Raw genomic sequence first — 14,447 nt, 5'->3', positions numbered from 1 at the left:
CACTCTTTGCGGCACCTCTGCTGCTACTTTCACTGACTGTCGCCTGTCAGGCTGAAACCTTGACCAGACGTAATATTGTCGAGCTTCAGCAGGATGCAGCTTTTTCAAACCAGAGTTATTCTATCAAGCCGGACCAACGTTCACTGTCGGATAATCCGTCAGATATTGCCGACAAAATCGGCTTTAAAACACCAGATTTAGACCCTGATTATAAACGACAGAATTTTTTCAGTTACGAAGTAAAAACAACCCTCATTGAGTCGATTTCCTGGCAGTTGCTTTATGCCACAAATTTGCTGGTTGCCTTCAAACTGACCATGATCAGCAAAGCCCCTCCTCCGGGTGCTACCTCTTATTCATGGCCACCGGTAGAAGGGATTGTCACTGTCGGCTGGCTTTTGAAAAGCTATTGGAACCCCGACTCAGCGCTGTTTAAACCGGTTGAGCAATCAGAAGTGAGCTTGACACAGGGGAATCAACCTTTTGCGATCACTACTATGATGCACGGCTCCGGCTGTGACCAACAACAACCACAACAGCAAAGCCAGCTATCAAAATCATCTGGCCTACAAGCCCCACAGGCCACCAGTCAACCAGCAAGTGCTTTCGCCAAACCTCTGAATTCTGGCTCCGGTGACGGTTACGAAGACCCTCAACAACACGCACACACTTTGGGTTTAGATTGTTTCATCCACCCCTGTCATGGCGTTTGTAAATTCCGACCACCTTCCGAAAACATGGAGCCAGATGAAAGGTCGCTGAATTCTGAAGAAAGTCTGACAAGCCCTACAGGAGCAACACCCGGACAAAACCCATGCCCCCATAATTGTCAATGCTATCGTTGCATCAGGTATTCTGATCCTGCAAATGCAACATCAAATGATCCCTTTGCCATTCAACTCCAATGCGCTTCCAGCCAACTTATTCAGGTACATGACATTGATGGCAAACCGGTCAATACAACCGCCCCTCCAGCGCCAGTCCCCTGTAACCTGAAAATGGTCGATAAGTATGGCCAGCTACGGAATTGCGAGAGAGTCTACAAGAGTACTCAATCCCTTTTGAATCACCAAAGAAAACTCCACACCGGTAAAAAAACCTGTCTCATGCCCGTGGTCGGTAAGGATGGCAGGCTGCGACCATGCGGGGAGGTCTGGAAAAATGTCGTAGCCCTGTCGGGTCACAAAAGAAGGGACCACACCGGGCATCAAATCTGTCAAGTCACAATAGTCACAGAGGATGGTCAGGAACGGCCATGCGGAAAGGTCTGCATTAATGCCAGCGCCCTGTCGAATCACAAAAAAAATACCCACACCGGACAAAGAACCTGTGATGTGACCGTGATCGGGGAGGATGGTCAGCTGCGGCCATGCGGGAAACTCTGGAAGAGTGCTCAATCTCTCTCGAGTCATAAATTCAGAGAACACACCGGGAAAAAAACCTGTGACGTAACTGTGGTCGGAGAGAATTGCCAGCCGCAGCTTTGCGGAAAGGTCTGCAAGAGCGCCAGAGCCCTGTCGTCTCACAAGCTTGGATCCCACAGCGGGCAAAAAATCTGTGACGTGACCCTGGTCGGAGAGGATGGCCAGCCGCGACTTTGCGGAACGGTCTTCAAGAATGCCAACGGTCTGAGGCACCACAAAAGAAGCACCCACACCGGGCAACAAACCTGTGACGTTATGATGGTCGGGGATGATGGCCAGCGACGGCCATGCGGAGAGGTTTGCAAGAGTAACTATAGCCTGTCAGATCACAAAAATAGAGAGCACTCCGGGCAACAAATCTGTGATGTGACAGTGGTCGGGAAGAATGGTCAGCCCCGGCCATGTGGAAAGGTTTACAAGAATACATGTACCCTGTCCAGGCACAAAAGAACACACCGAAAACGCAAGCCTGTTGATGCGAACCAGAAAGACGGTCTCAGCCCTCCATAAGGTAATATGAATAAGTAACCACCTTTGGCAAAAAGTTTTCGACAGAAAACCACGCTTACTTTCTTGATCTATCCTTCCTCTCTGTATATCCGAAGACAAGGATAAAATCATTAAATACTCACTCTTTGCGGCACATCTGCTACTACTTTCGCTGACTGTCGCCTGTCAGGCTGAAACCTTGACCAGACGTTATATTGTCGAGCTTCAAAAGGATGCAGTTTTTTCAAACCAGATTTTTTCTATAAAGCCAGAGCAACGTGCATTGTCGGAGAATCCGTCAGGCATTGCCGACAAAAACGGCTTTATAAGATCAGATTTACTCTCTGTTGATAAACGACAAAGATTATTCAGTTACGAAGTTAAAACAACCCTCATTGAATCGATTTCCTGGCAGTTGCTTTATGCCACAAATTTGCTGGTTGCCTACAAACTGACCATGACCAGCAAAGCCTCTCCTCTGGGTGCTACCTCTTATTCATGGCTACCGATAGAAGGGATTGCCACGGTCGGCTGGCTTTTGAAAAGCTATTGGAACCCCGACTCACCGCTGTTTAAACCGGATGAACAATCAGAAATGAGGTTGACACAGGGGAGTCAGCCCTTTGCGATCACTACTATGATTCAAGGCTCCGGATATGACCAACAACAACCACAACAACAAAGCCAGCTACCAGAGTCATCTGGCCAACAGGCCCTGCAAGCCAGCCGCCAGCCAACAAGCGTTTTCACCAGCTCTCTGTCTTCCGGCTCCGGTGACGGCTACGAAGACCCTCAACAAGACTCACACACTTTGGATTTAGATTGTTTCGTCCACCCCTGTCATGGCGTTTGTAAATTCCGATTACATTCTGATTCGGCAAACGAAAGGTCAAATGATCCCTTTGCCATTCAACTTCAGGCACATGGCATTAATGACAACCCGGTCAATACAACCGCTCCTGCAGCGCCAGTCTACTGTAACCTGACAACGGTCGATCAGTATGGCCGGCTATGGAATTGCAAGGGAGTCTACAAGAGCGCTAAATCCCTTTTGGATCACCAAAGAAAAGTCCATTCCGGTGAAAAAGCCTGTGTCGTGCCCGTGGTCGGGAAGGATGGCCAACAGCGACCATGCGGTAAGCTCTGCAAGAATGCCAAGACCCTGTCGGATCACAAAAGAAGGTCGCACTCCGGGAAAAAAACCTGTGACGTAACATTGGTCACAGAGGAAGGCATGGAAAGGCCATGCGGGAAGGTCTGCAGGCATGCCATGGCCCTGTCGGATCACAAAAGAAACGCCCACACCGGCCAAAGAACCTGTAATCTTGTCTTGCTCGGGGAGGATGGTCTGCGACGGCCATGCGGGAAGGTCTGCAAGAATGCCATCGCCCTGTCGGATCACAAAAAAAACACTCACATCGAACAGAGAACCTGTGGCCTGACCATGGACGGAGAGGATGGTCTGCAGCGGCTATGCGGGAAGGTCTTCAGAAATATCAAGGCCCTGTCGAATCACAAAAGAAACGCCCACATCGGACTAAGAATCTGTAAGGTGCGACTGGTCCGAGAGGATGGCCAGCAGCGGCCTTGCGGAAAGGTCTGCAAGAGCGTCAGAGCTTTGTCGTATCACAAGCTTAGATACCACAACGAAAATAAAACCTGTGAAGTAATCGTGGTCGGCAAGGATGGTAAACCGCAACCATGCGGGAAGGTCTGCAATAATGCCTACATCCTGTCACTTCACAAAAAAAGAAACCACAACGGGCAAAGAACCTGTGTTGCAATCGTGGCCGATGATGATGGTCAGCAGCGGTCATGCGGGAAGGTCTGCAAGAGTGTCGGCGCTCTGCGAGATCACAAAAGATACACTCACAACAGGCAACTATCCTGTGACATAGCAGTGGATGGTAAGGATGGTCGGCAGCGGCCGTGCGGGACGCTCTGCAAGAGTGCACAAACTCTTTCAAGTCACAAAAAAACACATCAACAACGCAAGCCTGTTGATGTGGACCAGAATTAGCAAAAGGTTTTTGTCAGAAAAACAAGCTTATTTTCTTGATCTATCCTTCCTATCTGTATACCAGAACGCAGGTATAGAATTATTAAACACTCTCTCTTTGTGACACCACTGCTGCTATCGTTGTCTGTCGTTAGTCAGGCCGAACCGTTGACAAAACGTTTTGTTGTCGAGTTCCAACAGGATCCAGGTTCTCCAAACCAGGGTTTTTCTGTAAAGCCTGACCGACGTAAATTGGCGGGTAAGCCGCCAGACATTAATGGCTTAAAAAGATATTCAGAGCCTTCTCTACCTTATTTCAAACGACAAAGATCGTATGGTTATCGCATAAAAACGTTCATCATCGAGTCGATTTCCTGGCAATTGCTATACGCCACCAACCTGCTGGTTACTTACGAACTGATACTGACCACAAAAGGTACTCCTCTGAGCCCCAGCTTTTATTCATGGCTTCCTTTAGAAACAGTTGTCGCTGTCGGCTGGCTTTTAAAAAGCTACTGGAACCTCTGTTCACCACTGTTCAAACCAATTAAACTACAGTCGGCTTTTATTTCGGCACTGGGGATGCATCCTTTTTCGGTCACTATTATGATGCCTGGCTCTGAAAATGAACAACAAAAGGGCCAACCATCAGGATGCTCTGACCAACAAACCCCCGTTACAACCACACATCCTATAAGCTATTTTAACAGACTTCAGTATTCCGGCTCTGGTGATGGTGACAAAGCCCCCCACCAACAACACACGTTGGATTTAAACTGTTTTGTCTATTCCTGCAATGGCGTTTGTAGATTTCGATCAGCAGCCGGACCGGGCCCACACTGCAACTTGATTGAAGGACACTGCTTGAGATCCATCAATGATTTTGATGCTTTAAGCGCTCCGGATTTCCGACAAAACCCACTTTTTGAAACATTGAACAGTCTACCTGACATTCAACACCATAATGCGCAAATGCCCGGGAATGAATCTGCCACCACTGAAGATTTGATTATCATCAACGGGTTACTCAATCTTCGAAATCAAAGCTCTTTTAAAGTAACACAACAAACGACAACAGGATCATACCAATGGGTTAAAAAACCACGTCATCTTTCAACAGGTATCAGGCATGCCAGTGATCACAGCAGGAAACTAACCTGTGATGCGTCAGTGATTGGAGAAGATGGCCTACAGCGGCCATGCGGGAAGGCCACTAAGAATACTAAATCTCTGTCGTCTCATAAAAGTAGAGTTCACACCGGACAGCGAACCTGTAACAAAAAACTGGTCGGGGAGGATGGTCGTCAGCGGCTATGCGGTGCCCTGTACAAGAATGCCGGGGCTCTATCGAATCATAAAATCAGAGACCACACCGAACAAAAAACCTGTGACGCGACAGTGGTTAGAGAGGATGGCCAGCCGCAAGCATGCGGAATTCTCTGCAAGAATGCCAGAGCAATGTCAGATCATAAAAGCAAATACCACACAGGACAAAAAACCTGTGACGAGATCCTGATCGGGGATGATGGAGAGCTACGGCCATGTAGAATGGTCTGCAAGAATGCCATTGCGTTGTCCAATCACAAAAGAATACATCGAAAACGAAAGCCTGTTGTTGTGGATCAGGATTAGGAAATGTTATTTGACAGAAAAGCACGCTTATTTTCTTGATCTATCCTTCCTCTCTGTATACCAGAAGGCAAGGATAGAATTATTAAACACTCACTATTTGCGGCAGCGCTGTTACTGCTATGGTTGTCTGTCATCAGTCAGGCCGAACCCTTGACAAAGCGTTTTATAGTTGAGCTGCAACAGGATACAAGTACTCTAAACCAGAATTTTACTATGAAGCCGGACGGGCTTAAATTGGCGAGTAACCCGTCAGACGTTGCTGACACAAATTTAGAACGTCAAATGACGTATAATTATGACATAAAAATGACCTTCATTGAGTCAATTTCCTGGCAATGGCTCTACGCCACTAACCTGCTGCTTGCTTATGAGCTGATCCTGACCACCAAAGACATCCCTCTGAGTCCCACCCCTTATCCATGGCTACCAATAGAAACGGTTGTCACCGTCGGCTGGCTTTTAAAAAGCTATTGGAACCCCAATTCACTGCTGTTTAAACCGATTGAACGACAGTCTGAATCTATATTGACACAGGAGGGACTCCCGTTTGTGGTCACTGCTATGGAGCCAGATTCCGGAGATGAACAACAAGGCCAACCATCAGAATCATCTGACCAGCAAGCACCCGAAACACCTAAACGCTCTAAAGGCTATTTCATCAGCGTTCAGTATTCGGGCTCTGGTAATGGTGACGAAGCCCCTCAACAACACCAACACACATTAGATTTAAACTGTTTCATCTATCCTTGTCATGGCGTTTGCAGATTTCGATCAATGAATAGTCTTCAGCGCCAATGGGCTTCTGGCCAAACCTTTCAGCCTCAGGCACATCAACCTGATAATCTGCGAATGCCCGGGGGTGTGTCTGTCACTTCTGATGATTTGATTATAATCAACGGATTACTCAGTCTTCGTAATCAAGGCCCTCTTAAAGAAACCGTAATTTCCTGTGCGCCTGTGCATTTCACCCCGTCAATGGAAACTTTAGTAACAGAACAAACGACAGAACCATCCCAATGGGGGAAAAGCCCACCCCATCTCTCTCAGAAAGGCACAAGTGAAGCCAGAAGCCACAGCGGGAAACGAACTTGTGACTGGATGCTGGCCGAGGAGAATGGCCAACGGCGAGCATGCGGGAAGGTCTTCAACAATATTCACTCCCTGTCGGCCCACAAAAGCAGATACCACAGCGGGCAAAAAACTTGCGACGCAGAAGTGGTCGGGAAGGATGGCCTGCAGCGACCTTGCGGAAAAGTCTGCAAGAATGCTACCGTCCTGACGAATCACAAAAGCAGATACCACACCGGGCAAAGAACTTGCGACGCAAGAGTGGTCAGGAAGGATGGCCTGCGGCGACCTTGCGGAAAGGTCTGCAAGAACGCTCGCGTCCTGACGGATCACAAAAGAAAAGCCCACAGCGGACAAAGAACCTGTACTCTGATGGTGACCGGAGAAAATGGCCTGCGGCGACCATGCAGAAAGGTCTGCCTGAATGCTCGCGCCCTGACGAATCACAAAAGAAAAATCCACGGCGGACAACAAACCTGTGATCTGATGGTGATCGGAAAAGATGGCCTGCAGCGAACATGCGGGAAGATCTACAGTAGCGCCAGAGCCCTGTCTGATCACAAAGGCAAATACCATACCGGGCAAAAAACCTGTGACGCGACATTGCTCGGGGATGACGGCAAGGAGCAACCATGTGGAAAGGTCTGCAGGAATATTCAAGCCCTGCGGGATCACAATAGAAGGTACCACACCGGACAACAAATCTGTGACGCGACATTGCTCGGGAATGACGGCAAGGAGCAGCCATGCAGAAAGGTCTGCAGGAATCTTCAAACCCTGCGGGATCACAATAGAAGGTACCACACCGGACAACAAATCTGTGACATAAAACTGGTCGGAGAAGATAGCCAGCAGCGAACATGCGGGAAGATCTGCAAAAATTTTGCGGCCCTGTTGACTCATAAAATCAGAAACCACAGTGAACAAAAAACCTGTGAAGCAACCGTGGTCGGAGAGGATAACCAGCAGCGGCCATGCGGTAAGGTCTACAATAGTGCCAGAGCCCTCTCTGATCACAAATGCAAATACCATACCGGGCAAAGAACCTGTGATGTGATAGTGGTCGGCAATGATGGTAAAAAACGACCATGCGAAAAGGTCTGCAACAATATTCAAGCCCTCTCGGATCACAAAAAAAAAGACCATACCGGGCAACAAATCTGTGACGCTAGAGTGGTCGGGAAGGATGGCCAGTGGCGATCGTGTGGAGAGGTCTGCCAGAATGCTATCGCCCTGTCGAATCACAAAAGAACACATCGAAAACGCAAGCCTGAAAATGTTGACCGGGACGGTGACTTCAGCCCCCAAAAGATAACGCAAATAAGTAACGATCTTCAATAGCAGGTTTTTGACAGGGAAACACGCTTACTTTCTTGATCTATCCTTCCTTTCTGTATATCGGAACGCAAGGACAGGATTATTAAAAACTCACTTTTTTCGACACCGCTTTTTCTGCTACTGTTCTTACCTGCCATCGGCAAGGCCGAACCGTTGACAGGTCGTTTTATTGTCGAGCTTCAACAGAATTCAGGTCTTCCAAAACAGAGCTTTTCAATCGAGTCATACCGGAGTAAATGGTCGGATAAACCGTCAGGCGTTGCCGACATCGACATTTACTCAAGACTAGATTTACCATCCTGTAATGTACGTCAGATATCTAACAATTACGAAGTAAAAACAACTATCATTGAGTCAATTTCCTGGCGATGGCTTTACGCCTCGAATTTGCTGACTGCCGTCGAACTGATCTTTACCGCCAGAGTCTCCAATCTGAACTCTACGCCCTGTTTATGGCTACCTGTAGAAGCCGCTATTGCTGTCAGTTGGTTTTTAAAAAGCTATTGGAGCCCCAGTTCACTGCAGTTTAATCCGATGGAGCATCAAGAGGAGCAACAAGAGGCGACATCCATTTTGAGACATGGAGATCTACCATTTACCAACATCGCTATAATGCTTGGCTCTGGAAATAACCAACAACCCTGTCAACAACAAGACCAGTCATCAGAATCATCCGGCCAGCACGCTCCGGTAGCCACGGGCTATTCTACCAGTGTCCTGTATCCTCGCTCGTGTGACGGTAACGAAGACCCTCAACAACAGCAACATACCTTAGGTTTAAAATGCTTCGTCCAGCCCTGTTATGGTGTTTGTAAATTCCGACCCTCTTCCGAAAGCACGGGGCCAGCTGAATCGTCGCTGAATTATGAAGACGGGGTCGCCTTAGACGGGGTCGCCTCGAAATCAATGGGTACAAGGGCAACCGATAGGGTGGCCTCTGCCGGGCAGGCAACCTGCAACGTGGTAGTGTTTGGGGACGTCGGGCAGCTGAAGCAATGCCAGAGAATCTTCAAAACTGCTCAAGCCCTGCGTAATCACAAAAAAAGAGTCCATACCGGGCAAAAAATCTGTGATGTGGCCGTGTTCAGGGAAGATGGCCAGCTGCGGCCATGCGGAAAAGTCTACAAAAATGTTGATTCTCTATCGTCTCACAAAAGAAACTTCCACAGCGGACAAAAAACCTGTAATTCATCCGTGGTTGACGAGAATGGCCAGCTGCGGCCATGTGGAAAGCTCTGCAAAAATGCTAATTCTCTGTCGTCTCACAAAAGAAACTTCCACACCGGGCAACAAACCTGTGACTCAACCGTGGCTGGGGAGAATGGTCAGCTGCGGCCATGTGGAAAGCTCTGCAAAAGTGCTCATTCTCTGTCGTCTCACAAAAGAAACTTCCACACCGGGAAACAAATCTGTGACGTCAATGTGATCGGGGGGAATGGCCAGCAGCAGCCATGCGGAACAGTCTGCAGGAGTGCTCAAAACCTGTCGGAACACAAAAACAAATTCCACGGCGAGCAAAAAACCTGTGAGGAGGCCATTATCGGGGAAGATGGCCAGCCGCAGCCATGCGGGAGGATCTGCAAGAATACTTATAACCTGTTGTTCCACAAGTACAGAGTCCACGGCAAGCAACAAATCTGTGACGCGATAGTCTTCGGGGGAGGTGGCAGGCAGCGACAATGCAAGAAGGTCTGCAAAAATGCTCTTTCACTGTCGGTTCACAAAAGCAAATACCACAGAGGGCAACAAAAATGTGACCATCGAAAACGCAAGCCTGTTGATGCAAACCAGGATGATGATCTCAGTAATCCAAAAGGCAAAGCCGACAGGTAACGGTCTTCGACTGAAGGTTTTCACAGAATAACATCCTTATTCTCCTGGTCTATCCTTTCTTTCTGTAAACCAGAACGCAAGGATAGAATTATTAAGTTCTCACTCTCTGCGACACTGCTGTTGCTGCTAACGTTGTTGCCCGTCATCGGCCACGGCGAACCGTTGACAAAGCATTTTATTGTCGAGCTTCAAGAGGGTGCAGGTCATGCCAACAAAAATGGCCATGCAAGACAAGACTTACCGCTCGATAACAAACGACAAATATCCACCAATTATGGAGTAAAAAAAGCCATCATTGAGTCGATTTCCCGGCAATGGCTTTATGCCACGAATCTGCTGGTTGCCTTCGAACTGACCCTCACCACCAGAGACGCCACGACTCTGAGCTCCACACCTTGTTCATGGCTACCGGTAGAAGCGGCTCTGGCTGTCGGTTGGTTTTTAAAAAGTTATTGGAGTATCAATTCATTGTTGTCTAACTTGGTGGAACAGCAAGAGGCGACATCCATCCTGAGACAGGGAGATCAGCTATTTAGCAACATCGCTATAACGTTTGGCTCTGGAAATAATCAACAACCCTGTCAGCAACAGGACCAGCCATCAGCATCACCCGATCGGCAAGCTCCGGCAGCCAAAGGCTATTCCACCAGCGTCCAGTATTCTCGCACGGGGGACGGTGAAGAAGGTCCTCAACAACAGCAGCATACTCTGGGTTTAAATTGCTTCGTCCAGCCCTGTTATGGTGTCTGTAAATTCCAACCATCTTCCGAAAGCACGGGACCAGCTGAATGGTCGCTGAATTGTGAAGACGGGGTCGCCCCGGACTCAATGGCTATAAGGGCAACCGATAGAGGGGCCTCTGCCGGGCAGGCAACCTGTAACCTGGTAGTGTTTGGGGAGGTCGGGCAGCTGCTGCAATGCGGAAAAGTCTACAAAAATGCTGATTCTCTGTCGTCTCACAAAAGACGCTTCCACACCGGGCAAAAAACCTGTGACGTCTCCGTGATCGGGGAAGATGGTCAGCAGCAATGCGGGCAAGTCTGCAAGAATGCTGTAGCCCTGTCACATCACAAAAGCAAATTCCACAGCGGGCAAAAAACCTGTGACTCGACCGTGATTGGGGAGAATGGCCAGCTGCGACCATGCGGGAAAGTCTGCAAGAATGCTCTAGCCCTGTCAAATCACAGAAGCAAATTCCACAGCGGGCAAAAAACCTGTGATTCAACTGTGGTTGGGGAGAATGGCCAGCTACGGCCATGTGGAAAGCTCTACAAAAATGCTGATTCTCTGTCGTCTCACAAAAGACGCTTCCACAGTCAGCAAAAAACCTGTGACTCAACCGTGGTTGGGGAGAATGGCCAGCTGCGGCCATGTGGAAAGGTCTACAAAAATGCTCATTCTCTGTCGTCTCACAAAAGAAACTCCCACACCGGGAAACAAATCTGTGAGGTCAATGTGATCGGGGGGAATGGCCAGCAGCAGCCATGCGGAACAGTCTGCAGGAGTGCTCAAAACCTGTCGGAACACAAAATCAAAGCCCACGGCGAGCAAAAAACCTGTAACGTGGCCATTATCGGGGAAGATGGCCAGTCGCAACCCTGCGGGAGGATCTGCAAGAATACTTATAACCTGTTGTTCCACAAATACAGAGTCCACGGCAAGCAACAAATCTGTGACGCGACAGTCGTCGGGGAAGGTGGCAAGCAGCAACAATGCAAGAAGGTCTGCAAAAATGCTGCTGCCCTGTCGGCTCACAAAAGCAGCTATCACACCGGACAACAAACCTGTCATTTGACCCTGGTTGGGGAGGATGGTCAGCAGCAGCCATGCGGGAAGGTCTACAAGAATGCTCGTGCCCTGTCGGATCACAAAAGAAGACACCACACCAAGCTAAAAATCTGTGACGTAATCGTGGTCTTGGAGGATGGCCAGTCGAGGCCATGCGGGAAAGTCAGCAAGAATGCCTGTGCCCTCTCCGTTCACAAAAGCGGATACCACACAGGGCAAAAAAACTGTGACGTGACCGTGTTTGGTGAGAATCAGCAACCACGACCATGCGCAAAGGTCTTCAAGTGTGCTCGGGCCCTGTCAAATCATAAAAGCAGATACCACAGCGGACAAAAAACCTGTAGCACGACCGTGATTGGGGTGGACGACCAGCCGCGACCATGCGGGAAGGTCTGCAAAAGTGCTGAAGATCTCTTGAGTCACAAAGGAACACATCGAAAACGCAAGCCTGTTGATGTGAAACAGGATGATGATCTCATTAATCCAAAAGGCAAAGCCGACAGGTAATGGTCTTCGAATGAAGGTTTTCACAAAATAACATCCTTATTCTCCTAGCAGCCTGTCGGACTTGAGCGTCCGTAGCGAGGATTGCAAGAAATTGAGGATAAAAATCTCTGTTTCTGAGGAGAATAGCGAGCTATTTGACGAAGAAACAGAGATTTTTAGACCAATTTATTGCAACCGCAGTAGGACAGTCTTAAGTCCGACAGGCTGCTAGTCTATCCTTCCTTTCTGTAAACCAGAACGCAAGGATAGAATTATTAAGTTCTCACTCTCTGCGGCACTACTGCTGCTAACGTTGTTGTCCGTTATCGGCCACAGCGAACCGTTGACAAAGCATTTTATTGTCGAGCTTCAAGAGAGTGCAGGCCATGCCAACAAAAATGACCATGCAAGACAGGATTTACCGCCCGATAACAAAGGACAAATATCCGCCAATTATGGAGTAAAAAAAACCATCATTGAGTCGATTTCCCGGCAATGGCTTTACGCCACGAATCTGCTGGCTGCCTTCGAACTGCCCCTTACCACCAGAGATGCCATGACTCTGAGCTCCACACCTTGTTCATGGCTACCGGTAGAAGCGGCTCTTGCTGTCGGTTGGTTTTTAAAAAGTTATTGGAGTATCAATTCATTGTTGTTTAACTCGGTGGAACAGCAAGACGCGACATCCATCCTGAGACAGGGGGATCAGCCATTGACCAATATCGCTATAATGTTCGGCTCTGAAAATAATCAACAACCCTGTCAGCAACAGGAGCAGCCATCAGAATCATCCGGCCAGCAGACCTCGCTGGCCATAAGTTATTTCACCAGCGTCCTGTCTTCTCGCTCGAGTGACGGTAACGAAGACCCTCAACAACAGCAACATACTCTGGATTTAAATTGCTTCGTCCAACCCTGTTATGGTGTCTGTAAATTCCAACCATCTTCCGAAAGCACGGAGCCAGCTGAATGGTCGCTGAACTGTGAAGACGGGGTCGCCTCAGACGGGGTCGCCCCGAACTCAATGGCTACAAAGACAACCGATAGGGGAGCCTCTACCGGGCAGGCAACCTGCAACGTGGTAGTGGTTGGGGAGGTCGGGCAGCTGCTGCAATGCAAGAGAATCTTCAAAACTGCTCAAGCCCTGCGTAATCACAAAAAAAGAGTTCATTCCAGGCAAAAAATCTGTGACGTGCCCGTGTTCAGGGAAGATGGCCAGCCGCAGCCATGCGGAAGAGTCTACAAAAATGCTGATTCTCTGTCGTCTCACAAAAGACTCTACCACACCAGGCAACAAACCTGTGACGTGACCGTGGTCGGGGAGGATGGTCATCAGCCGTGCGGGAAAGTCTGCAAGAATGCTGCAGCCCTGAAACATCACAAAAGCACATTCCACAGCGAGCAAAAAACCTGTGACTCAACCGTGGTTGGGGATAATGGCCAGCCGCGACCATGTGGGAAAGTCTGCAAGAATGCTGCAGCCCTGTCACAACACAAAAGCACACTCCACAGCGGGCAAAAAACCTGTGACTCAACCGTGGTTGGGGATAATGGCCAGTCGCGACCATGTGGGAAAGTCTGCAAGAATGCTGCAGCCCTGTCACGACACAAAAGCATATTCCACAGCAGGCAAAAAACCTGTGACTCAAGCGTGGTTGGGGAGAATGGCCAGCTGCAGCCATGTGGAAAGGTCTGCAAAAATGCTCATTCTCTGTCGTCTCACAAAAGAAACTTCCACACCGGGAAACAAATCTGTGCCGTCAATGTGATCGGGGGGAATGGTCAGCAGCAGCCATGCGGAACAGTCTGCAGGAGTGCTCAAAACCTGTCGGAACACAAAAACAAATTCCACGGCGAGCAAAAAACCTGTGACGAGGCCATTATCGGGGAAGATGGCCAGCCGCAACCCTGCGGGAGGATCTGCAAAAATACTTATACCCTGTTGTACCACAGATACAGAGTCCACGGCGAGCAAAAAATCTGTGACGCGATAACAGTAGGGGAAGATGGCAAGCAGCGACAATGCAAGAAGGTCTGCAAAAATGCTCTGGCACTGTCGGTTCACAAAAGCAAATACCACAGAGGGCAACAAAACTGTGACGTGTCCGTGGTCGGGGAAGATGGCCTGCCGCAGCCATGCGGGAAAGTCTGCAAGAATGCCAGTGCTCTCTCCGTTCACAGAAGCAGATACCACAACGGGCAACAAACCTGTAACACGATCGTAGTTGGGTTGGACGGCCAGCCGCAGCCATGCGGGAAGGTCTGCAAAAGTGCTAAAGATCTCTTGAGTCACAAAGGAACACATCGAAAACGCAAGCCTGTTGATGTGAAACAGGATGATGATCTCAGTAATCCAAAAGGCGAAGCCGACAGGTAATGGTCTTCAACTG

Annotated in this window: 7 protein-coding genes; all 7 read left to right on the top strand. The window is 48.9% G+C overall.

Features of this window, described 5'->3' with window-relative positions:
* Window positions 1–59 precede the first annotated feature (59 nt).
* The 7 genes from ACOMG9_RS03990 to ACOMG9_RS03960 all read left to right on the top strand — a co-directional run bounded on the left by ACOMG9_RS03990 (window position 60) and on the right by ACOMG9_RS03960 (window position 14,434).
* Window positions 60–1,934 carry a hypothetical protein gene (locus ACOMG9_RS03990; RefSeq protein WP_494529808.1) on the top strand — a complete coding sequence of 625 codons (1,875 nt, stop codon included), beginning with the start codon at window positions 60–62 and terminating at the stop codon, window positions 1,932–1,934.
* Window positions 1,935–2,112: 178 nt separating this feature from the next.
* A complete protein-coding gene (locus ACOMG9_RS03985; protein ID WP_494529807.1) occupies window positions 2,113–3,933 on the top strand; it encodes a hypothetical protein in 1,821 nt (606 codons plus the stop codon).
* A 147-nt stretch (window positions 3,934–4,080) separates the two neighbouring features.
* Window positions 4,081–5,544, top strand: a complete 1,464-nt coding sequence (locus ACOMG9_RS03980) for a hypothetical protein (protein ID WP_448215867.1) — start codon at window positions 4,081–4,083, stop codon at window positions 5,542–5,544.
* A gap of 282 nt (window positions 5,545–5,826) precedes the next feature.
* On the top strand, window positions 5,827–7,953 hold the full coding sequence (locus ACOMG9_RS03975) for a hypothetical protein (protein WP_448215866.1): 2,127 nt from the start codon (window positions 5,827–5,829) through the stop codon (window positions 7,951–7,953).
* Window positions 7,954–8,103: 150 nt separating this feature from the next.
* Window positions 8,104–9,783, top strand: coding sequence for a hypothetical protein (locus ACOMG9_RS03970; protein ID WP_494529806.1), 1,680 nt, complete (start codon window positions 8,104–8,106; stop codon window positions 9,781–9,783).
* Between the two features lie 162 nt (window positions 9,784–9,945).
* A complete protein-coding gene (locus ACOMG9_RS03965) occupies window positions 9,946–12,078 on the top strand; it encodes a hypothetical protein (RefSeq protein ID WP_494529805.1) in 2,133 nt (710 codons plus the stop codon).
* 295 nt (window positions 12,079–12,373) lie between these two features.
* Window positions 12,374–14,434, top strand: a complete 2,061-nt coding sequence (locus ACOMG9_RS03960) for a hypothetical protein (protein WP_494529804.1) — start codon at window positions 12,374–12,376, stop codon at window positions 14,432–14,434.
* Window positions 14,435–14,447: the final 13 nt, after the last annotated feature.

Source organism: Endozoicomonas sp. PH6C (assembly GCF_059322965.1).
The sequence above is the reverse complement of the archived record's forward strand: the minus strand, read 5'-3'. Positions and strand labels throughout refer to the sequence as shown.